The sequence below is a fragment of the Algoriphagus sp. 10J20-15 genome (assembly GCF_055809615.1).
This window is the reverse complement of the sequence record NZ_JBVVUG010000040.1, coordinates 50,779-73,247: the sequence shown is the minus strand read 5'-3', so window position 1 is coordinate 73,247 and position 22,469 is coordinate 50,779. Positions and strand designations below refer to the sequence as shown.

The window sequence follows — 22,469 nt, the reverse complement described above, 5'->3', positions numbered from 1 at the left end:
TAGGAGGTGCATTTGAATAAATCCCGCAAAGGCGCAAAGGTGCAATTTTTTTAGAAAGATTTAATTTTGACTGAAATGCATTAAAATGAGATTTCTAAGATAATTGTTGATATAGCCTTTATGATTTATAAAAGGCTTGGTCCTGGCTTGCTAGAGTCAGTATATCAAGCAGTATTTGTGTATGAACTTAGAGCCAGAGGATTGGTAGTGAAGACTGAGGTTGTGATTCCCGTGATTTGGAATGAGATGAAATTGGATTAAGGATTTCGCGCTGATATTATCATTGATAATAAGGTGATTATAGAATTGAAATCGGTGGAAAAACTCCTTCCCGTTCATCCAAAACAACTTAGAACATACCTAAGATTGACAGGATTAAGGCTTGGAATGCTAATAAATTTCAATGAAGATAAACTCACAGAAGGAATTAAAAGAGTGTTAAACGGTCTTACCGACAATTGAATTTGCGCCCTAGCGCCTTTGTGGGAGATATTAGTGGAAATTCATCAATCCTTCTTCTTCAAATCACCCCGCTTGATAGATCGAATAAACTGCCCCCAGGCGAATGGGTCGAGGAGTCTGAGTGTTCTAGGACCGTAGAGATCTTGATTTTGAATGGCTTGCCCTTCCTGAAAGTATCGGAAATTTTCATTACCTGAGGCTGGCATAGATTCCGCCCAGCGAAGGAGCATTTCAGGGCTCATATTCGCTCTGGAAATTGACATTGGATCCACCACATTCAGCGCAATAACGGCTTGTTTAAATTCTTCCTCAGTCGGATAAGGCATTACTTCAATTTCAGCTAACGCAATTTCGTCTACCTCCATGGTAAGGATCAAACTGATTCGGTCACTTTCTACTTTATTAGGTACTTTGAATGTTTGTTTTTTCAAACCTATAAAACTAAATATAACAGAATCTCCTTCTAAAACAGGCATTGAAAAGTAGCCGAAACGGCCGGAACTAGTACCTCTGCCTTTTGTTGGTACGTAAATATTTACCCCGGCAACAGCATCTGTGCTATCGGAATTAAGGATAATACCCGAAAGTTGGATTACTTTCTTTTCTTGTACATCTTGAGCTTTTACATCAAGCGAGGAAAAAAATATTCCCATAAGGAAAACTAAAGTGGCGCTAAGGAGTAATGAGTTCTTCACGAATTATAAACTTAATAGAACGGCAAATGGTTATCTTTTCGGATACGATATTACCCTAATTTCGGGTGAAATTTCTTTTTCCCCTCATAAACTCCGTTAAATCTTACTAATGCGGCTAAAAAATATCAGTTTAAACTACGGGCTTAGAATCTTCAAAGCGCTTTCAGAAGAGCCAAGAGTGAGGATTTTCCATCTATTGATGTTAAATAAGGAGCTTTCCATTTCAGATTTCGAATTAATCCTTGATTTTACTCAGACTAAGACCAGCAGGCATCTCATTTACCTAAAAAATGCCGGGCTACTAGGAAGTAGGAGAGTAGATCAATGGGTGTTTTATTACATCCTTGAAGAATATCTTGAAATCATAAATCAGGTTTTTAAGTTTATTCAAAAAGACCCAAGTCTCATCAAGGACCAAGAAACTTTCGAAATTTTGAAATCCAACCGTGAGCTTGCAATAAATAAAATTCAGAATAACCAATACCGTCGTTAATTACCTTGAAAACTTACCAGCATTTGTTCTTCGATCTAGATCACACGTTATGGGATTACGATCGAAATGTTCAAGAATCCCTCACTGAGCTATTTCTTCATTATAAGTTAGAAGAACTTGGACTATCATCCGCTCAGCATTTAATAGATTCATTCTATGCAGTGAATTTCAAGCTTTGGGAAGCTTACGATAAGGGCGAACTCCATAAGGATGAATTGCGGGCAAGTAGATTTCCCAAAATATTTGAACAAGCGGGTGTGATCGATGCAGTAATTCCAAATGAATTTGAAGGTGATTTTCATGCACAGAACTTCGAGCAAACCCCACTTATTTCCACATACTATTGAGATCCTAGATTACCTCAAGCCAAACTACAAACTCTATGTGATTACGAATGGTTTTGATGAGAGTCAGGCAAAGAAAATGAAGTCCTCTGGTTTAAATGATTATTTCGAATTGGTAGTCACTTCAGAAACCCACCGGACATAAAAAACCAGATCCGAGGATATTTCACTATGCGTTGGAGCAGGCAGGAGCAAGAAAGGAAAACAGCTTGATGATAGGAAGATAATCCTGTGTCTGACATTAGAGGAGCTTATGGGGCAGGAATAGATCAGGTCTTTTTCAACCCACTTGGAAAGTCCATTGATCTGATGCCTACCTATACTATTTCACATTTGAGAGAACTAGAAGACATACTTTAGGGTTCTTTTACTTCAAATCAACCCGCCAATTAAACCTTCTGGTTATCTTTGGCGAATCAGAAAATCATAACCCCAGATATCATGCTCAAAGGTTTTTTTAATGTACCAACTCCGGTGAACGAACCGGTAAAAGCATACGCTCCCGGAAGCCCCGAGAGAAAAGAGTTACAAGCTGCACTCAAAGAAGCTAGATCTCAGCAAGTTGATGTGCCAATGTATATTGGTTCCGATGAGGTCAGAACAGGCAATACGCACACCATGTCTCCTCCACACGATCACCAGCATGTGTTGGGTCATTTTCATGAAGGAGATGCATCTCATGTAGAGCAGGCGATTAATGCCGCCCTTGGTGCTAAAGAAGCTTGGGAAAACCTAGCTTGGGAACAAAGAGCTGCGATTTTCTTGAAAGCAGCTGATCTTTTGGCTGGGCCATACAGAGCTAAAATCAATGCTGCTACCATGCTTGGGCAATCTAAAAATGCGATGCAAGCAGAGATCGATGCGGCATGTGAGTTTATCGACTTCTTGCGTTTCAACGTGCAGTATATGACTGAAATCTACTCCCAACAGCCGCCGGTTTCTGGAAATGGTGTTTGGAATAGATTGGAGCAGCGTCCACTCGAAGGTTTTATTTTCGCTTTGACTCCATTTAATTTTACAGCCATTGCAGGTAATCTTCCTACATCTGCTGCAATGATGGGTAACACCATCGTATGGAAGCCGAGCTTACACGCAGATATATTCTGCAAATGTATTGATGCAAGTGTTCAAAGAAGCAGGTGTTCCTGCTGGTGTGATCAACTTGATCTACGTAGATGGACCAGTTGCGGGAGATGTTATTTTCAAGCATCCTGATTTTGCAGGAATCCACTTCACAGGTTCCACTGGCGTATTCGCAGCATATCTGGAAAACAATAGGTACTAATATCCATCAGTATAAAGCTTACCCTAGAATCGTAGGTGAGACAGGTGGAAAAGACTTCGTGATTGCTCACAAATCAGCTATTCCAAAAGCTGTTGCTGTAGGACTTTCCCGTGGCGCTTTTGAGTTCCAAGGTCAAAAATGTCGCTGCTTCCCGTGCCTATATTCCTTCCAATATTTGGGATGAGGTGAAAGAAAACTTGCTGGCGGATCTTGCTGATATGAAAATGGGTGGAACGGAAGATTTCACCAACTTCATCAATGCGGTGATCGACGAGAAATCTTTTGATAAAATCGCCAAGTATATAGACAATGCGAAGGCCAATCCTGCGGTGGAAATCATCGCTGGGGGAAATTACGATAAGTCGAAGGGTTACTTCATTGAGCCAACTGTCATCGTAACCCAAGATCCTATGTACACGACCATGTGTGAAGAAATCTTCGGTCCGGTATTGACGATCTATGTGTATGATTCCGAAAGATTTGAAGAAGCATTGGAATTAGTCGATCAGACTTCTCCGTATGCTTTAACCGGAGCTATATTCTCTCAGGATCGTTATGCAGTGGAATTGGCCACTACAAAACTTAGAAATGCAGCGGGTAACTTCTACATCAATGATAAGCCAACAGGAGCGGTTGTAGGTCAGCAGCCATTCGGTGGAGCTAGAGCCTCCGGTACAAATGACAAAGCTGGTTCTATGATCAACTTGCTTCGTTGGGTTTCTCCACGTACGATTAAAGAGACATTTGTTTCTCCGGAGGATTACAAGTATCCTTTCTTGGGAAGCGACAAGTAATTGACCTTTGAGGTGTTGTCCCGAATGTCGCTAGACTTCGGGATCACCTCGAAGGTCTTTATTTGAGGTTTTAGATTGTTTTTGAAATTGAAACCTTCGAGGTCAAAAATAGACCTCAAAGGTTAGTAGGAGCCCCGGATTTAGATTCGGGGCTTTTTTTTACCTCAGAGTTCACAAAGAGTTTCGCAGAGGGTGCAGTTTCGTTTAAGATCTTAATGTTAGGATTAAATTTTTACTCCTTAGCCCCTTTGAGGGAGATTTTATTTATTTTTAGTTATCCTTCTAAAATTTCGTAAATGAAACATCTGTACTCTCTTCTACTGGTCTTTACATTTTTTGCTTGTTCCAAAGAAAAAGAGCCGATCCAAGGTAAGCTTGAAGATTTTGTCTTGGGAGAAATGAGTTTTGAACGGGACTCAGAGACTGGATTTATGGGGTTTCAGGGAAGTATAACTAAAGACGGGATTGAAATGGCTTATACTAAGTGGAATGAGATTTTTAGTTTTTACGATGTCAAGAACGGTCGGAAAACAGCAACTTATGTGGTTCCTAGAGAAGGGCCAATGGCGTTTAAAGGTATGCCGGAAGTTGGAGGTTTTTTGAATGATGGTGGATTATTTGTAACAAGCTCTACTGGCTTTACCAATATATACAGGAATGACACTTTGGCTCTCTCATATATGCGGGATATGGAAGCATATGAGCCAGGTGGAATACCTTTATTTGACAGATAAGAGAAATGCATTTCATGCCCTTACCGACAATAGGTATGAATTGACGTTTAACCCTTTTGAGTTTATGGCATTTCGTGAAGGGAGGGATGGTTTGGATTTGTCATTCAAATCTTGGATAGGGGAATTTGATGGTGAGGGAAATTTAATATGTAAATCTGATTTTAAGGCGCCATACGATGAATCCTATTCTCAGTCTTCTTCAGGAGGAAATTTGCTGAGGATGGTGGCAGAGGGGAAGTCTTGGGCAATGTTTTCTTATTCAGATTCCCTTTATCAAATCAAAAACTGTAAAGTGATAGACCGTATAAAATTGACTAAGTTGACTCCATTTCCATATTATCCAGATACTTATGTAGGAGATAGAAATAGGGGTTCTTGGGAAAGACCTGAGAACGGAGCTGTCAATTTGCATCTGATTCATGACCTTTCCTCTGGTATGAATGTAAGAATGACACTAGTAAAGAACGAAAAGGACGATCCTGAAATCAAGGATCCCCGGAAGAGATTGTATTTGGATGAAAACACATATTTACTTTTGATCTATGATTCTGAATGGAAACTGAGAGCAGAGCTCGAAGTAGTTTACCCTCCAGGAACCCGTTTTGAGAATATTTTTTCTACTTCAGAAGGTCTATTTATCAATAAACCCGAGCAAGCATCTGAAGATGAATACGAGTTTTATAAGATTGACTTGAGTCGGTTTGCTGATTGAATAAATAGAGGATAACTAGAATCCCACCGCTTTGCGTCACTTCGTGCACTTCGCGGTTAAAACAAAAAAAACGGCTGAATCTCTCCAGCCGTTCGTCTGACCTTTGAGGTTTCTCAAACCTCGAAGGTCTTATGTAAATAAGAAGGTCTTATGTAAATAAAAAACTTCGAGGAGATTTCTCAGTTATCCTTCCTTCGAAATGACACCTCAAAGGTTGCTATAAAAAAACGGCTGAATCTCTCCAGCCGTTTAATCTCAAATTTCTAATAATAAATTTCAAATTGATTAAGTATACATCGCGCCATTCACATGAAGCACCTGTCCTGAGATATAGCTACTCATTTCAGACCCTAAGAATACACAAGCATCAGCTACTTCTTCAGGTCAGGGCCACCACGCTTCATAGGAATGCCGTCTCTCCAGCCTTGGACAGTTTTCTCGTCCAAAACTTCAGTCATTTCAGTTTCAATAAATCCCGGCGCAATTGCATTGCAACGGATATTTCTTGAGCCTAACTCAAGAGCGATTGATTTGGTAAAGCCGATGATACCAGCTTTCGAAGCCGCATAGTTGGCTTGACCAGCATTTCCTTTTGCGCCTACTACGGAAGTGATATTGATAATAGAGCCTGACTTAGCTTTCATCATCGTTCTATTTGCTGCTTTTACAGTGTTGAAGCAGGATTTCAAATTGATGCCAATTACTTCGTCCCAAGCTTCCTCAGTCATTCTCATCAATAGGTTGTCGCGGGTGATACCGGCATTATTGATCAGAACATCCAATCCGCCAAATTCTGCAACCACATCATTCACTAATTCTTCTGCAGCTTTGAAATCCGAAGCATCTGACCTATAGCCCTTGGCTTTGATGCCATATGCTGCCAATTCTCTTTCGAGTGTTTGGCCTTTTTCCACACTTGACAAAAAAGTAAAAGCGACATTTGCGCCTTCTTGTGCATATCTGAGGGCGATTGCTCTTCCGATGCCTTTAGATGCGCCGGTGATCAATGCCGTTTTTCCTGAAAGTAATCCCATGGAGTTTAAAATTTTGTTTGGCCAAAATTAGAAAAAAAGCTAAAACTTTTAGGTGGGGTGTTTGAATCTATCGAATAAATGAGAATTGCTGAGTGAATTTTCTGAGTATTCTCTGCGGATAGGATGAAAAACATGTTAAATGTGTTTAATGTAAAATTATATTCTTTATAGCGCTCTGTAAGCTGTTCAGAATTGGCGTTTGAAGTATAATCGCGATTGAAATGGAATTTTTTTCTGAAGCTAAAAGGCCTATTTTTGCCTAGTTTCAACTCGTATAAAAACTCAAAATAGATATGTCTTCGACAAAATTTGACGTGATCGTGGTGGGTAGTGGACCAGGTGGCTATGTGGCTGCTATCCGCGCTTCCCAACTCGGTTTAAAAACTGCCGTAGTAGAAGCTGCGGAATTGGGTGGTATTTGTCTTAACTGGGGTTGTATTCCCACCAAAGCTTTATTGAAAAGTGCTCAGGTATTCGAGTACATCAATCATGCAGCGGACTATGGCATTACTGTAAAAGACGCCAGCGCTGATTTTACCGGCATCGTCAAAAGAAGCCGTGGCGTAGCTGACGGAATGAGTAAGGGAGTTACCTTCCTAATGAAGAAAAATAAGATTGAAGTGATCAAAGGATGGGGTAAAATCCAGCCGGGTAAAAAGGTAGAGGTGACCGATAGCGAAGACAAGAAAACTGTCTATGCTGCTGATAATATCATCATCGCTACCGGAGCTAGATCCAGAGAATTGCCAGCGATGAAGATCGATAAGAAAAAGATTCTCGGTTACCGTGATGCGATGGTGTTGGACAAGATGCCAAAGAAAATGGTAGTTGTTGGTTCTGGAGCGATAGGAATTGAGTTTGCCTATTTCTATGCTACTATGGGTGCAGAAGTGACCATAGTAGAATTTTTGGATAGAATCGTACCTGTGGAGGACGCTGAAGTTTCTAAGACTTTGGAGAAACTTTACAAAAAAGCTGGTATGACCATCATGACTTCATCAGAAGTGACTGCGGTGGATACCAAGGGCGCAGGCTGTAAAGTGACCGTCAAAACAGCTAAAGGTGAAGAAACGCTTGAATGTGATGTTGTGCTATCTGCTGCTGGAGTTGTTTCAAACTTGGAGAATATTGGTTTGGAAGATGTTGGAATCTTGGTAGACAAAGGCAAAATCAAAGTTGACGAGTACTATAAGACAAACATGCCTGGCTATTATGCTATAGGTGATGTGATTCCTGGTCCTGCATTGGCGCACGTAGCATCTGCTGAAGGAATTATCTGTGTAGAGAAAATCGCAGGTCAGAACCCTGATCCTTTAGATTATGGAAATATCCCAGGCTGTACTTATTGCTCTCCTGAGATCGCATCTGTAGGTATGACCGAAGCAAAAGCTAAGGAAGCAGGCTATGAGTTGAGAATCGGTAAATTCCCATTCTCTGCTTCAGGAAAAGCATCTGCTGCTGGCGCAAAAGATGGTTTTGTAAAGCTTGTATTCGATAAGAAATACGGAGAATTGCTAGGAGCACATATGATAGGATACAATGTGACTGAGATGATCGCAGAGATTGTTGCTATCCGCAAACTGGAAACCACTGGTCACGAATTGATCAAAACAGTGCATCCTCACCCAACCATGTCAGAAGCGATTATGGAGGCTGCGGCCGCTGCTTATGACGAGGTAATCCACCTTTGATATAAATAATTTGAAAATAAAAGACACAAGACCTAAAACAATTGGTCTTGTGTTTTACTTTTAGGGAAGAATTTTTCAAACCATAGATTTTTGCAGGAAGAACAAATCATCGCCGGGCTAAGGGCAAAAGACAGAAAGACCACTGAGTATTTGTACGACAAATATTCCAGAGCTCTCTATGCGGTGATCTCCAGAATAGTCTTTGACAAGGACATCGCAGAGGAAGTTTTTCATGATGCTTTTGTTAAAATTACTAAAAAAATAGATCGTTACGATGAGTCAAAAGGCCGTTTATATACATGGATGGCCAATATTTGCCGTAATTCAGCCATTGATAAACTACGCTCCAAAGAAATTTCACAATCCGGTAAGACCAACACAATAGACGACTTCGTATATGGAATGGAGAGCCAATCAGGAACCCAAGAACAAATAGACGGAATCGGAGTGAAAGAACTAATGATCGAACTTAACGATGATCAGAAGTTCATTGTCGAGTATATTTACTTCAAAGGATATACACATTCTGAGGTATCGGAGGAATTCGATATACCTCTAGGCACCGTCAAGTCCAGGGTGAGAGCGGCCATACAAGTGTTGAAAAAAAATGTAGCAAGAATCTAGTGGATATTCAATCATACATATCGTCAGGTAAACTGGAGCTTTTCCTTTTAGGAGAGTTGACGGAGCGAGAGCGTGAGGAGGTGTTGAGCCTGGCAAAGACGCACCCTGAGATTCAGCGTGAGCTGGATGAATTGGAGGAGACAATGTTCGCCTTTGACGACATGACTGGCGCAGTCCCATCTCAGAAAGTGAAGGATAAAATTTTCTCTACACTTGAGAAGGATTTTATTTTAAAGGAAGAATCTAAGTCTAGCTCATCTTCATCGCAAACTAAAGTTATTCCGATCAGTAGCCCTTGGAAACCATTTGCTATTGCTGCTTCTATTGCCGCAATTGTGGCCTCGGGTGCAGCATTCTATTATGCAGATAAGTATCAGGAGAGAAACGATCAATTTACTGCCTTGCTTCAGGATCAGAGCGTAATGGCTGATAATCTGAATCAGGTAAATCAGCAATATAAAGAGGCAGACAGCCGACTTGATAAATTTGTAGCTGGAGATTTCAAGCGAATTGAAATGAAAGGTGAGGGATTTGATATGCAGAAAGATGCCAGAGTCGATGTGCTTTGGGATCAAAATGCACAAGAAGTATTTATCGCAGTAAATAACCTGAATGAACTCAGTGAGGAGTTTGACTACCAGCTATGGGCTATTGGAGATGATGGGCCAGTAGGAATTGGTTTGGTTAACACAGGTGAAAAACTGACTTTGCAACAAATGGAGGCGGTAGCACAGGCTGGAGCATTTGCTATTACCATAGAACCTAAAGGTGGATCAAAAGCTCCTACTTTGGAGAAATTGGTTGTGCTGGGAGAAGTGGCCTAAGAATTTGAAATTTAAAATGTAATTAAATTTATAATTGCCTGTTCTGAAAAGAGCAGGCTTTTTTATTTTGTGAAAATCCAACCAGTTTTACCTTATGAAAAAGTTAGTATTCAGTCTCTTTCTTTCTGCGTTGTCCGTGGTTTCCTTTGCTCAATCTGGTCCAGATGAAGATCAACTGGGTGCCTGGTACATGTATTTTTATAATAAATCTTTTAAAAACTCTCAATTCGGTATTCAGGGAGATATGCAGCTTAGACTTTGGAATCCAGTAAGTGATTTGGAACAGTTGCTTCTTAGGTCTGGCCTTACTTACACACCAAAAAACGCTGATATTTTATTCACCTTAGGTTATGCCAATATTACGACTGGGGCATTTGGTGAGTCTGACGCCACTGTAATGGAAAATAGAGTTTATCAAGAAGCTCTTTTCCCCAGCAAAGTAGGTAGCAGATTTCTGTTCACTCATCGAATTAGGTATGAGCAAAGATGGGTGGAGTCGCAGGATCTTCGGACCAGATATCGCTACAATCTTTTTCTCAATATTCCATTAAATGGTTTTGCTTTGGAAAAAGGAATTGTCTATCTGGCTCTGTACAATGAGATTTTCATTAATGGTCAACGTGATATTGGTGGAGGAAGAACGGTTGAGCTATTTGATAGAAATCGATTATACCTTGGTGGGGGATATGGCTTGTTATCTAATCTTAGAGTGCAATCTGGCTGGATGTTGCAGACCACTGATGCCTGGAGCAAAGGGCAATTACAAGTTAGTTTACACCATAAGTTTTAGTAGCAAATAATTTTCTGGTTTGTCGACTCATAAAGGCGTAGGTTTTTTCATTTTCGGGAAATAGAAGCATCTTTAATCTATTAACTTTCGCCTATGGAACTCCAACTCTCAACGCCTGCCTTACTTTTTTCGGCAATCACACTCTTAATGCTAGCTTACACAAATAGGTTTCTGGCTATAGCTAGCTTGATCAGAGGATTACATAAAAACTATATGGAGGCCTCTAATCAGGAAATAATAGTAGAGCAGATTCATAATTTGCGTCGACGACTTACCCTCATCAAAAACATGCAACTCTTCGGGGTTTTTAGCTTTTTATCATGCATCATTTGCATGTATTTACTATTTCGAGGTTATACCATGGTAGCGAATTGGGTGTTCGTAGGAAGCATGTTGTCACTACTGATTTCACTTGGATTGTCATTGATTGAGATCCAAATATCTACCAAAGCTTTAAATCTGGAATTGGCAGACATGGAAGAAATTTTCAGAAAGAGGAGCTCTGGTCTAGACTTTATATTCAAAAAAGATTCGAAAAAAGATGAAGAATAAGTTTTTATGGATTCCGCTCCTGCTAGTATTTTTTGGTTCATGCAGCCAAAAGCCAGCAGACCAAAAGGAATTAGTTGCTGCAGAATCTAAAGTAGAGGAAGTATCTAATAATTACATTCAATTAGGTAGTATAGAGGAAGCTCGGGACTTTTATACCTGGACTTCGGATCGCATTCCTATGGTTTCTGCACATCGAGGCGGACCATATTCTGGGTTTCCTGAAAATGCAATTGAGACTTTTGCCAATGTGGTGAAATACACTCCTACCATTATCGAGTTGGACGTGGCCATGACCAAAGATGGTATTTTGGTTCTTATGCATGACGATAAATTGGACAGAACTACGACTGGTAAAGGATTAGTGAGTAATGCCACCTATGAAGAGATTCAAGCCCTTTTTCTGAAAGATGAAGATGGGAATGTTACCGATTTCAAGGTGCCAACCTTTGAAGAAGCTTTGATTTGGTCTAAGGGGAAAGCACTTTTAACAGTCGATATCAAACAGTCTGTTCCGTATGAAAAGATAGTTGAGGTAGTTCGGAATACTGGTTCTGAAGCTCATGCGGCTTTGATCACCTATTCATTTGCAGCAGCCAAAAAGCTTCATTTCATGGCTCCTGAATTGATGCTGTCGGTGACTATTCGAAACGAAGAGGAAATCCAACGTTTTGAAGAAACAGGGATTCCTTGGACTAGAGTTATTGCTTTTACAGGAGTAGCAGAGCGTCCACAAGAATTTAATAAAGCCTTACATGAAAAAGGAGTGTTTACTATTTTGGGCGTTTTGGGTAACCTAGATGGTAGAGCCATTGCTCGCGGAGATCAGTTGTATGCGAGTTTTGTGCAGAAAGGTGCGGATATTCTGGCGACTGATCGTCCCATAGAAGCTGCAGCTGCCATCAAGACTTTGGCTCCATCAAAAAGTTCTAAATCCAAGTATTTCAAAAAATGATTATTGACTTAAGAAGCGATACGGTGACAAAACCTACAGCAGGAATGAAGGAAGCGATGTTTTCTGCGCCTGTTGGAGACGATGTTTTTGGGGAAGATCCGACTGTGAATGCATTAGAAGAGAAAGCTGCCAAGCTATTTGGGATGGAGGCTGCTCTTTACTGTCCTTCAGGGACGATGACCAATCAGATCGCAATCCGATTGCATACCCGAATTCAGACTGAAGTGATTTGCCATAAATATTCTCATGTTTACCTCTATGAAGGTGGCGGAATTATGGCAAATTCCCTTGCTTCCGTAAAATTGTTAGATGGCAATCTGGGGAAAATCACCGCTGATCAGATCAAAGCATCAATTAATCCTGACGATGTACATGCGCCTGAGACCACCTTGGTTTCTCTGGAAAATACAATGAATAAGGGTGGGGGAAGTATTTATACACTAGATGAAGTCAAGCCAATCCGTAAAGTATGCGATGATCATGGGCTGAAACTGCACTTGGATGGAGCTCGTTTATTTAATGCACTTGTAGAAACTGAAGAAAGTCCAGCAGACTGGGGGGCTCAGTTTGATACGATTTCTATTTGCTTGAGCAAAGGGCTAGGCTGCCCAGTAGGCTCATTGCTCCTTGGTTCAACAGCTGATATCAAGCGAGCGAGAAAAGTCAGAAAGTCTTGGGGCGGTGGAATGCGTCAGGCTGGATTCTTGGCGGCTGCTGGAATTTATGCTTTGGATATTCATGTGAATAGGTTGAAAGAAGATCATGCTCGAGCAAGAACTCTCGGAGACATGTTGTCAAAATTGCCTTTCGTTTCGGAGGTTTTTCCTGTTGCTACGAATATTGTGATTGCCCGATTGGATAGAATTTCACCGGAAGAGTTCTTAAAGAATCTTGCGGCCAGGGAATTAATCAAAGCTGTAAAATTTGGTCCGGACTTAGTTCGATTTGTTACTCATCTGGATTTTGGAGATGATGGATTGGAGGATTTTGGAGAAAAGATTAATGTATTTCACAATTACTAGGGCGGACACACAGTCAAATGGACTGTTAGTATATTTCAAGTTTTTGGAGGTATAATTCTATTCTTTTGGTTTTAGGCAAATTCAGTAAATAATTTTTTGTCTCCTAAAAATCTAACGTTCCAAAATATACTCCAATTAGAATGAAAGTTGATTTCAGATAAAATTAAATTATTGTTAAGATTCTGATAGTAAGCTGTTTGGTGTGTTTAATAAGCTATTTTTTAAAGTTTTTTCGTAGGTGATATTATCTTTATCCATAGTTTAAATAGGCAATCACATCTTAATTTTTCACTATATTTAACTTTAATTACCCGAGATAACTAAGCTAGTATTTATACCGATGTTCAAATTCCTTTAATTCTTTAGGGATTTTTAATATGCTTTTTTTGTAAAACAATTTTTCATATGCAAAAAATTTACTCATCTCCACTGAGATTTTATAGAAACATTAATGTTCAAGATTTGAGAGTTAACTTCAATTTTGGAGTTTTACTTTTATTTATTTTATGCGCATTTGTATCACCTGCCCAGGGCGGTGTCAGCCATGATAATTGGGGCAATAGCGCATTAGCTAAAGAAACTTTTGCACCTACTGATCTTGAGTTGACACTTCAGGTAAGCAATTCCAGTCCATTTATTGGCAGTAGTGTTTCCTTTACTATTACAGTATTAAATCAGGGGCCTGACTTAGCTAATTCGGTTGAAGTCACTTCGCTGCTTCCTAGTGGGTATAGTTATCAATCAGACAATGGTGCTGGTTCCTACAATTCAGTTTCTGGAGTATGGACGGTTGGAGCCTTAGATGTGGACGAATCACAATCGCTGATTATTACCGCAGAGGTGACAGACACCAATGACTACCTAGTGGAAGCAAGTGCTTCTAGCGAAGAAGAAGATCTAGTGGTAGATGATAATTCAGCAGAGATTACAATTACACCAGTTTTTATTGCTGATCTAGCAATAGATAAGTCGGTAAACAACTCAAGTCCAAATGCCGGTGATCAAGTTGTATTTACTGTAGAGGTGATCAATAATGGTGGCTATGATGCCGAAAATGTAGTAGTCAAAGATCAGTTGAGGAGTGGTTACACTTATATAAGTGATAACAGCGGTGGAAACTATGATCCTGCTTCGGGAAATTGGAATGTGGGAAGTCTGGCTGTTAATGCCTCTGAGAGTATTGAGATAACTGTTTTGGTCAATGGATCGGGGAACTATGAGAACACAGCGACAGCCTCAAGTGATCAATATGATCCCAACAATGAGGATAATCAAAGTTCTATTACGCTAACTCCTGTTCCGCAGACGGATCTACAAATAGCCAAATCGGTAAATAACGGTACACCGGATGTAGGAAGCCAAGTTACTTTCACGATTACAGTGACCAATAATGGCCCTTCACCTTCCACTGGAATCACTGTAGAAGACCAGCTACCTAGTGGATATGAGTATGTTTCGGAAAATGCTTCGCAAGGAAGTTATGACGATGGCAATGGTGTTTGGACAGTTGGGGATTTAGCCTTGAATGCATCAGCTACTTTGCAGATTACTGCAAAAGTGTTGGAGCCAATCTCCGGTGCAGACTATCAAAATGAAACTTCTATAACGGACAGCAATGAAAATGATCCTGACAGCGGGAATAATTCTGCTGAGGAAATTACTTCACCAGTTTCCAATCCAAGCTGGACTCTGACTAAAAGCAGTTCCAGCACTTACGCGAACCCGGATGATCAACTTGATTTCACCATTGTAATCACCAACACAGGAAATGTTTCCATTTCAAATGTACAAGTGACTGATGAAACTGTGACTTCTGGTCCAACCTATGATTCTGGTGATGATGGCGATAATGTACTGGAAGTTGGAGAAAGCTGGACTTACACTGCCACCTATGAAGTTTCTCAAGAAGATATTGACAACGGTAGCGTTACAAATAATGCCAGTGTAAGTGGAGATCCTATAGACGGGTCTCTGGACAGTGCGACTGGGAGTACTACCGTCAATGCAACTCAAAATCCTTCATGGACCTTGAGTAAAACTACCGAGACATCTGATTTTGACGAGGTAGGAGATGTGCTTACGTATACCATTTCTATAGCAAATACAGGAAATGTTTCTATCCTGAATCCTACAGTAAGTGACCCTGGAGCGGATTCTGATCCTAGTTATGTGGCAGGAGATGACGGAGATGGAGTTTTGGAAGTGGATGAAACCTGGGAATATACAGCAACGCATACGGTAACTCAAGAAGATCTTGATAATGGCTCCTATGAAAACCAGGCTACCGCTTCTGCGGATTTAACGACAGGAACTATACCTGATGCCCTCGGGTCAGGCTTCTGTGCCAGCAATTCAAAATCCATCCTGGACTCTGACCAAAACAGCAAACGAACCCGAATATTTGAATGCTGGGGACGAACTCACCTATTCTATTGTAATAGAAAATACAGGAAACGTTTCTATAAGTGCTGTAAATGTTACAGATCCTCAAGCCAGCTCAGGACCAATCTACGAATCAGGGGATACGGATGGAGATTCGGAAATTGACCCTAACGAAACATGGGTTTTTACAGCCTCTTATACAGTCACTCAGGCCGATGTGGATGCTGGAGAATTCACCAATTCCGCCACTGCAACTGGAAATCCACCATCTGGCACATTGGATCCCGCTACGGATGGAGAAACGGTTCCTGCTGTGCAAACTCCCGAATGGACCATTTCCAAAACAGCTTCTACCGTCACTTATGCTAAGCCTGGTGATAAGATCTCATATACGATCGTTGTAGCAAACACTGGAAATGTGACTATTGACAACGTGGTAGTTACAGATCCGCAGGCCACAGCTGGGCCTAATTATCTGTCTGGAGATCAGAACAACAATCAAAAGCTAGATGTTGGGGAAACTTGGACTTTCTCAGCCGAATATACCGTGACCCAAGAAGATGTGGACAATGGTTCATTTGAGAATACTGCTTCAGCAACAGGAGATCCTGCGGGTGGAGAATTGGACGATATAGATGATAGCGAGTCCGTGCCTGCTACTCAGACACCGAAATGGACCATTTCCAAATCTGTCAATGAAGGAGGATATGGGGAAATCGGAGACGAACTGACTTATGATATAGTTTTATCGAATACTGGAAACGTTTCTATCAGTGATGTAGTCGTGAGTGACCCTCAGGCTACTTCGGGGCCTGATTATGTTTCTGGTGATGATGGTGACGGTGTATTAGAAGTTGGCGAAACATGGACTTATACGGCTACCCATATCATTGATCAGGATGATTTAAATGCCGGTGAATTCACCAATGTGGTAACAGCCAGTGGAACTCCTGCTGGTGGAGATTTGGAGGATGCGACAGACGATGCATCCATCGTCGGCAGCCAAAATCCAAAATTCTCCATTTCAAAAACTGTGGAAGAAAGCGGTTATGACGAAGCGGGAGATGAACTACACTACACGCTAGAAATTGTCAACACAGGTAACGTAACGCTTACTGATGTGGTCGTGAGCGATCCAAAAGTGGGGACTTCGGATATTTTTTCTGAATTCCAACCTGGTGAAACAATTTCATTTGAGCTTACTTATGTGGTCACCCAGGAAGATGTCGATCGAGGAACTTTGGAAAACACCGCTACTGCTACTGCAACTACTCCTGATGGGAAAACTTTCAGTTTAAGCGACTCGGAAACTATCAAAGCTTCCCAGACTCCAAAAATGGAGGTTAATAAATCTACATCTCAAACAGATTATACCAATGTTGGGGATGAATTGACCTATACCATAGTCTTGGAAAATACGGGCAACATTACCATTAATAATCCTGTGGTCGAAGATCCGACTGCTACCTCCGGCCCTACGTATGAAACGGGAGATGAAGACGAAGATGGGATTCTGGATGTAGGTGAAACTTGGACTTACACTGCCACCTATATCGTCACCCAGGAAGATATTGACAATGGTAGTTATACGAATGAAGTGACCGCCACCGGTGATTCTGCAGCGGGAACACTTCAGGATGAAACGGATGAAGTAACCGTTGATGCCATTCAGCTTCCAAGCTGGAATATGGAGAAGACGGCTACTAATAATCCAAAAGAATATACTCAGGCGGGAGAGGAGATTTTTTACGATATCGTCATTACAAATACAGGTAATGTATCGATCAAAAGTGTAGATGTTTTTGATGTAGGTGCTACGAATCCACCAGTTTATACCTCCGGAGATTTGGATAATGATCAAGTCCTTGATGTGGGCGAAACCTGGACTTATACTGCTAGCTACATCGTCACACAAGATGATCTGGATAATGGTAGTCACACCAATACAGCTGGTGCCAATGGGATTTCGTTAGGTGGCAATTTGCCCGATATTTCAGATGATGAGACTGTTCCTGCTAATCAAATAGCAGAATGGGAAATAACCAAAACGCCTTCAACTGATACCTACACAAATGCGGGGGAGGAAATCACCTACACATTTGAATTAGAGAATACAGGAAATGTTTCTATTTCAGATATTACCGTAGAGGATCCATTGACTTCAGACCCTACATATGTATCGGGAGATAGTAATTCCAATGGTAAGCTTGATCCTGACGAAACGTGGGTTTTTACTGCAGAATACACGGTTACGCAAGACGATATTAATAACGGAAGTGTGTCTAATACTGTGGATGCAAGTGGAACTCCAGCCGGTGGACTTGATTTGCCGGATGCCACAGATACCAATACTATTGATGCCATACAAAATCCGGAAATTTCACTTAATAAATCTGTAGATAAAGTGTCCTACGATGATACTGGCATCGTTTTGACCTATACGATTACAGTTAGAAACTCAGGTAATTTAAGTCTGAGCGATATAGCGGTAGAGGATGATTTAATTGGCTTGGATGAAAGTGGCATTTCACTAGAACCTGGTGAAGAAGTTACCTACACAGGAACTGTCACTATTACACAAGAGGATATAGATAATGGTTCGATTGAAAATACAGCTTCAACTTCCGGATCAGGACCCAATGGAGAAGAGGTAGAAGATAGCGATTCGAGCTTCTTCAATTGCCGATCAAAAACCTTCCATCAGTGTAGAAAAAACACTGAACAATGAAGGCTATGTAGAGGCAGGAGATGTACTTGAGTACACTATAACTGTCAGCAATACTGGGAATGTTACTTTAGCGCCAGTGGTGATTAATGATCCATTAACGGGTTTAGATCAGACGATTGATACCATGGCCCCAGGAGAGTCCATTGATATCACTACCTCCTATACAGTTACCCAAGAGGATATAGATTCTGGAACTGTAGAGAATAATGTCACAGTCACTGGAGAGGATCCTAATGGAGAAGATGTGACAGACGTGGATTCTCAGACTACTAATGGTGCTGAATCTGATGAGCTAACTGTTCTTAAAACAGCAGATAAGTCTGGGTATTATGAAGCGGGGGAAGAAATCACTTATACTATCGTAGTTGCAAACACTGGTAATTCTACGATTAATAATATAACAGTCATAGATCCTCTTACAGGAATGACTGAGGAAATTGATACATTACTTCCAGATGAAGTAGTTACTTACACTACAACTTATACCGTTACCCAAGACGATATAGATAATGGATCTATAGAAAACACGGCTGCTGCCTCTGGCACTAATACAGATGGAGATTCGGTGCAAGATGATGGTTCCGAAGTGGTCAACTCTGCCCAAAACCCGGAATTGACAGTCAATAAATCTTCTGATAAAACAGGTGATTTGGTAGAGGGTGAAGTAATTACTTATTCTATTGTGATCACAAATACGGGGAATGTTACCATCACTGATATCAATGTTACTGATCCATTAACTGGTTTGGATGAAAACGTCGGGGATTTGGCACCAGCGAGAATCAGTTACGGTGACCACTTCCTATACGGTGACTGCTGACGATGTGGCAAATGGAATAGTAGTGAACTCTGCAACTGCTTCAGGAAAGACTCCTGATAACAATGATATTTCAGATACGGATACAACCACCGATGGAGGAGGTCCACATAGTGGATTACGTATATATAAAAATGTCGAAGAATTTGGCTACAGTGAAGATGGCGAGGTACTTCATTATACGATCGTAGTCCGAAATACTGGGAATGATGATCTAAGTAATGTAGTGGTTACTGATCCATTAACAGGCTTGAATGAAACAATTAATTTGGCTTCAGGAGAAAGCCAAACTTTTAACGAAACATATACTGTCACGCAAGAGAATATTGACATAGGATTTATTACCAACACAGCGACAGCTACAGGGCAAAATACTTCTAATGAAACGCTCACTGCCTCAGATACTGAGAATATTAATGGGGTTCAAACGCCTCAGTTGACCACAGAAAAAGAAGCAGTTCAAGGTGGATACAAATCTGAAGGTGATGTAATTGACTACAATATTGTGGTGAGAAATACCGGTAACGTCACCATTTTTGATGTACAAATTGAAGACCCGCTTACAGGACTTACCCAGACGGAGCCTAGCATCGCACCAGGAAGAAACAATTGTCCTTACCCAATCTTATTCTGTAACTCAGGATGATTTGGATGTAGGAAAAGTAACTAATACGGTTACTGCAGCAGGTGTTGATTACTACGATAATCCCGTTTCTGCTCAAGCGGATGAAGAGGTGACTGGTGCCAGAAATCCAAGATTGATACTTGAGAAAACAGTAGAAGAAACTACTTATAGTTCTCCTGGAGATATATTACACTATACAATAGTAGTAACCAACACAGGAAATCTGACTGTTTTTGAAACAGATGTCATAGACAATTTTACAGATTATGAAGATGTCATTCCTGAATTGGCTCCAAACGAATCAGTAACATTTACATTCACCTATACCATTACTCAGGCAGATATTGATCGAGGAAGCATCTTAAATACGGCTAGTGCCACTGGGACTGATTATTTAGGTCAGATAGTTTCTGCCGGAGGAGCTGTGAATATTTTTGCAAATAGAGAGCCTGAGCTTACTGTTACTAAAGATGCTGATATCACAGAGTTCGATGCTCCGGGAGTAGATATTAACTACGAGATTACCGTGACCAATTCAGGCAATGTTACGGTAGCTCTTTTACAAGTAATTGACCTAAATGTGAACACCGGCCCAACATATATCAGCGGTGATGATGGAGATGGTGTCCTAAATATTGACGAAACTTGGGTTTATGAAGCATCTTATACGACTACCCAAGAAGACGTAGATAAGGGTAGTTTTGATAATACCGCACGCGCCCAAGGCCAGTTAGCAGGAGGTGGTTCAATACAATCATCTGCTGATGAATCTGTGCCAAGTATTCAAAGCCCAAGTTGGACTTTGGATAAGCATGGTATCAATAATCCAAACACATATTCTTCAGTAGGAGAGGTCTTAAATTATAGCATTACGTTAGCCAATACGGGGAATGTATCTATTAGTAATATTAATCTTCAAGATCCTGATGCAACCACTGGGCCTATTTATGTGTCAGGTGATCAGGACGATGACGATGTATTGGATGTGGGAGAGACTTGGATTTATGTAGCGACTCATGTCATTTCTCAGCAGGATATTGATAATGGTTCATTTACCAATACTGCAACTGCTAAAGGCAAACCGGCAGGTGGCAACATTCCGGATTTGACTGATAGTGAAACCACAGGCGCGGTGCAGAATCCGGATTGGCTTTTGACCAAGACAAGCACTACTACACCAAATAATTACAATAGTCCAGGTGATATATTGAATTATACCTTGGAACTGAAAAATACCGGAAATGTAACCATCACCGATGTGAGCATCACTGATCCGTTTGTAGCAACAGGGCCTACCTATAGAAGCGGCGACAAAGATGCAGACAATGCATTGGACGTGGGAGAGACGTGGGTTTTTGTAGCGCAGTATACCGTAGATCAAAATGACATAAATGTTGGTGAGTTTAAAAATACAGCTTCAGCTACAGGTACTCCTGCTGGTGGAAATCTAGCTCCAGCAGAAGGTGAGGAAATCGTACCGGCGGTTCAGAACCCAAGGCTGGAAGTGACCAAATCAGTTCAGGAAAGTGGTTACACCGAAGTTGGGCAGGTATTGCATTAACGATATTACAGTTGAGAATATCGGAAATGTCTCCGTTTATGATATCACAGTTTCTGATTCAAAAACCTTATTGAGTACAACTATTGAGGTGTTGGAGCCTGGCGAAAGTCGCGAATACTCTGAAACATACACAGTGACTCAAGAAGATGTCGATCGGGGAATCATTGAAAATACGGCAGATGCTACAGGGCAGGATTTGTTAGGAAACACTGTTCAGGATGATGACACTGAAAACCTGAATGGTGCTCAGAATCCTCAGATAACAATTGATAAATCAGTAACTCAAAACAGCTACATCAATGCGGGTGAGGTTTTAGATTACACCATCGTCGTGACTAATACAGGAAATATTACTGTATTTGATATGGAAGTAACTGACCCATTGACAGGATTATCAGAAACAGTGGAGGTTTTCTCCCCAGGAGATGAAGTGAGCTATGAGGTCACATATACGGTCACCCAAGATGACGTAGATAATTCCAAAATAGACAATACAGCAACTGCTGAAGGGCTGGATTTTAATGGAAATACAGTTTCTGATTCGGATTTGGAAAGAATTACAGGGGTTCAAAATCCATTTATTTCTTCCTCTAAATCTTCTCCGCAAAGCACCTATTCTTTTGTCGGTGAAGTGATCAATTATGAGATTCTGATTAATAATACTGGTAACGTCTCCTTCTATAATATGGAGATCAATGATCCTAAAGCAGAAATTACCAGCGAAAATCCAATTCCAATTGTAGTTGCTCAAACAACAGCTACAGTAACAGCTCAGCATATTGTCACGCAGGCCGATTTGGATGCAGGATCTTACACCAATCAGGCGACGGCTGATGGTAATTTGAAAACAGGTGTTCCAATTTCTACCACTACCAATAAGGTAACCCTTAATGCGGTTCAGAATCCTTCCCTGACCGCCACAAAAGCAAGTTCTACTGCAGATTACGATGAGGTAGGAGATGTGATAGAATACACTATTGTGGTTGAAAACACAGGAAATGTGACCCTGTCAAATGTTACAGTGACCGAACCAAAAGCTGTGATTACCTCAGGAAATCCAGTGTTGACTTTGGCGCCAACAGAAACAGCGACTATCACTGCAGAGCATGTCGTAACTCAGGCTGATTTGGACGCAGGATTCTATGCTAACCAGGCGACAGCCCAAGGCAAAGACACGAATAATGGAAATGTAGATGCGACTACCGAAGAGGTAATCGTGCCAGCAATTCAGTCCCCATCCATGATGGCTACTAAGCGATCTCCGACTACCCGATATTCAGCGGTTGGTGATGTGATTACTTATTCAATTGTGGTAACTGACACGGAAATGTCACTTTATCAAACATAG

At 40.9% G+C, this 22,469-nt stretch carries 19 protein-coding genes and 4 pseudogenes; 21 read left to right on the top strand and 2 right to left on the bottom strand.

Annotated elements, in window-relative coordinates; genetic code table 11:
* The first annotated feature begins 90 nt into the window (after positions 1 to 90).
* A pseudogene (locus AC0L6R_RS17420) lies at positions 91 to 462 on the top strand (GxxExxY protein).
* Positions 463 to 506: 44 nt separating this feature from the next.
* Here AC0L6R_RS17420 and AC0L6R_RS17415 read toward each other — a convergent pair.
* A complete protein-coding gene (locus tag AC0L6R_RS17415; RefSeq protein ID WP_283411751.1) occupies positions 507 to 1,115 on the bottom strand; it encodes a carboxypeptidase-like regulatory domain-containing protein in 609 nt (202 codons plus the stop codon).
* Between the two features lie 151 nt (positions 1,116 to 1,266).
* Here AC0L6R_RS17415 and AC0L6R_RS17410 point away from each other — a divergent pair, with 151 nt between their 5' ends.
* The 7 genes and pseudogenes from AC0L6R_RS17410 (at position 1,267) to AC0L6R_RS17380 (ending at position 5,519) form a co-directional block, all read left to right on the top strand.
* A complete protein-coding gene (locus AC0L6R_RS17410; protein ID WP_283411750.1) occupies positions 1,267 to 1,650 on the top strand; it encodes an ArsR/SmtB family transcription factor in 384 nt (127 codons plus the stop codon).
* A gap of 5 nt (positions 1,651 to 1,655) precedes the next feature.
* On the top strand, positions 1,656 to 1,997 hold the full coding sequence (locus AC0L6R_RS17405; protein ID WP_473272347.1) for a hypothetical protein: 342 nt from the start codon (positions 1,656 to 1,658) through the stop codon (positions 1,995 to 1,997).
* Positions 1,930 to 2,139, top strand: coding sequence for an HAD hydrolase-like protein (locus AC0L6R_RS17400; protein WP_473272327.1), 210 nt, complete (start codon positions 1,930 to 1,932; stop codon positions 2,137 to 2,139). Before AC0L6R_RS17405 ends, AC0L6R_RS17400 begins: the two co-directional genes overlap by 68 nt.
* A gap of 86 nt (positions 2,140 to 2,225) precedes the next feature.
* Positions 2,226 to 2,354: a hypothetical protein gene (locus AC0L6R_RS17395; protein WP_473272326.1), complete on the top strand. Its 129-nt coding sequence runs from the start codon at positions 2,226 to 2,228 to the stop codon at positions 2,352 to 2,354.
* An 81-nt stretch (positions 2,355 to 2,435) separates the two neighbouring features.
* Positions 2,436 to 4,073: pseudogene (pruA, locus tag AC0L6R_RS17390) on the top strand (L-glutamate gamma-semialdehyde dehydrogenase).
* Between the two features lie 296 nt (positions 4,074 to 4,369).
* Positions 4,370 to 4,807 carry a hypothetical protein gene (locus tag AC0L6R_RS17385; protein WP_473272325.1) on the top strand — a complete coding sequence of 146 codons (438 nt, stop codon included), beginning with the start codon at positions 4,370 to 4,372 and terminating at the stop codon, positions 4,805 to 4,807.
* Complete coding sequence (locus AC0L6R_RS17380; protein WP_473272324.1) at positions 4,782 to 5,519, top strand: hypothetical protein; 738 nt, start codon at positions 4,782 to 4,784, stop codon at positions 5,517 to 5,519. Before AC0L6R_RS17385 ends, AC0L6R_RS17380 begins: the two co-directional genes overlap by 26 nt.
* A gap of 285 nt (positions 5,520 to 5,804) precedes the next feature.
* Here the strand turns inward: AC0L6R_RS17380 and fabG are convergent.
* A pseudogene (fabG, locus tag AC0L6R_RS17375) lies at positions 5,805 to 6,553 on the bottom strand (3-oxoacyl-[acyl-carrier-protein] reductase).
* A gap of 293 nt (positions 6,554 to 6,846) precedes the next feature.
* Between fabG and lpdA the strand changes: the two are divergent.
* The 13 genes and pseudogenes from lpdA (at position 6,847) to AC0L6R_RS17310 (ending at position 22,469) form a co-directional block, all read left to right on the top strand.
* A complete protein-coding gene (gene lpdA, locus AC0L6R_RS17370) occupies positions 6,847 to 8,244 on the top strand; it encodes a dihydrolipoyl dehydrogenase (protein ID WP_473272323.1) in 1,398 nt (465 codons plus the stop codon).
* A 90-nt stretch (positions 8,245 to 8,334) separates the two neighbouring features.
* Positions 8,335 to 8,868: an RNA polymerase sigma factor gene (locus AC0L6R_RS17365; protein WP_283411744.1), complete on the top strand. Its 534-nt coding sequence runs from the start codon at positions 8,335 to 8,337 to the stop codon at positions 8,866 to 8,868.
* Positions 8,868 to 9,692: an anti-sigma factor gene (locus tag AC0L6R_RS17360; RefSeq protein ID WP_283411743.1), complete on the top strand. Its 825-nt coding sequence runs from the start codon at positions 8,868 to 8,870 to the stop codon at positions 9,690 to 9,692. The genes AC0L6R_RS17365 and AC0L6R_RS17360 overlap by 1 nt, the downstream gene beginning before the upstream one ends.
* Before the next feature lie 94 nt (positions 9,693 to 9,786).
* On the top strand, positions 9,787 to 10,482 hold the full coding sequence (locus AC0L6R_RS17355; protein ID WP_473272322.1) for a DUF2490 domain-containing protein: 696 nt from the start codon (positions 9,787 to 9,789) through the stop codon (positions 10,480 to 10,482).
* 93 nt (positions 10,483 to 10,575) lie between these two features.
* Positions 10,576 to 11,034 carry a DUF2721 domain-containing protein gene (locus tag AC0L6R_RS17350; protein WP_283411741.1) on the top strand — a complete coding sequence of 153 codons (459 nt, stop codon included), beginning with the start codon at positions 10,576 to 10,578 and terminating at the stop codon, positions 11,032 to 11,034.
* Complete coding sequence (locus tag AC0L6R_RS17345) at positions 11,024 to 11,986, top strand: glycerophosphodiester phosphodiesterase family protein (RefSeq protein ID WP_473272320.1); 963 nt, start codon at positions 11,024 to 11,026, stop codon at positions 11,984 to 11,986. The genes AC0L6R_RS17350 and AC0L6R_RS17345 overlap by 11 nt, the downstream gene beginning before the upstream one ends.
* Positions 11,983 to 13,008, top strand: a complete 1,026-nt coding sequence (locus AC0L6R_RS17340) for a threonine aldolase family protein (protein WP_473272319.1) — start codon at positions 11,983 to 11,985, stop codon at positions 13,006 to 13,008. Before AC0L6R_RS17345 ends, AC0L6R_RS17340 begins: the two co-directional genes overlap by 4 nt.
* Positions 13,009 to 13,413: 405 nt before the next feature.
* Positions 13,414 to 15,309: pseudogene (locus tag AC0L6R_RS17335) on the top strand (DUF7507 domain-containing protein); the annotation flags it as partial.
* A gap of 100 nt (positions 15,310 to 15,409) precedes the next feature.
* Positions 15,410 to 18,118, top strand: coding sequence for a DUF7507 domain-containing protein (locus AC0L6R_RS17330; protein ID WP_473272318.1), 2,709 nt, complete (start codon positions 15,410 to 15,412; stop codon positions 18,116 to 18,118).
* Complete coding sequence (locus AC0L6R_RS17325) at positions 18,048 to 18,938, top strand: DUF7507 domain-containing protein (protein ID WP_473272346.1); 891 nt, start codon at positions 18,048 to 18,050, stop codon at positions 18,936 to 18,938. The genes AC0L6R_RS17330 and AC0L6R_RS17325 overlap by 71 nt, the downstream gene beginning before the upstream one ends.
* A complete protein-coding gene (locus AC0L6R_RS17320; RefSeq protein WP_473272317.1) occupies positions 18,868 to 19,581 on the top strand; it encodes a DUF7507 domain-containing protein in 714 nt (237 codons plus the stop codon). Before AC0L6R_RS17325 ends, AC0L6R_RS17320 begins: the two co-directional genes overlap by 71 nt.
* A 1-nt stretch (position 19,582) precedes the next feature.
* Positions 19,583 to 21,121 carry a DUF7507 domain-containing protein gene (locus AC0L6R_RS17315; RefSeq protein WP_473272316.1) on the top strand — a complete coding sequence of 513 codons (1,539 nt, stop codon included), beginning with the start codon at positions 19,583 to 19,585 and terminating at the stop codon, positions 21,119 to 21,121.
* Positions 21,087 to 22,469, top strand: a complete 1,383-nt coding sequence (locus tag AC0L6R_RS17310) for a DUF7507 domain-containing protein (RefSeq protein ID WP_473272315.1) — start codon at positions 21,087 to 21,089, stop codon at positions 22,467 to 22,469. The genes AC0L6R_RS17315 and AC0L6R_RS17310 overlap by 35 nt, the downstream gene beginning before the upstream one ends.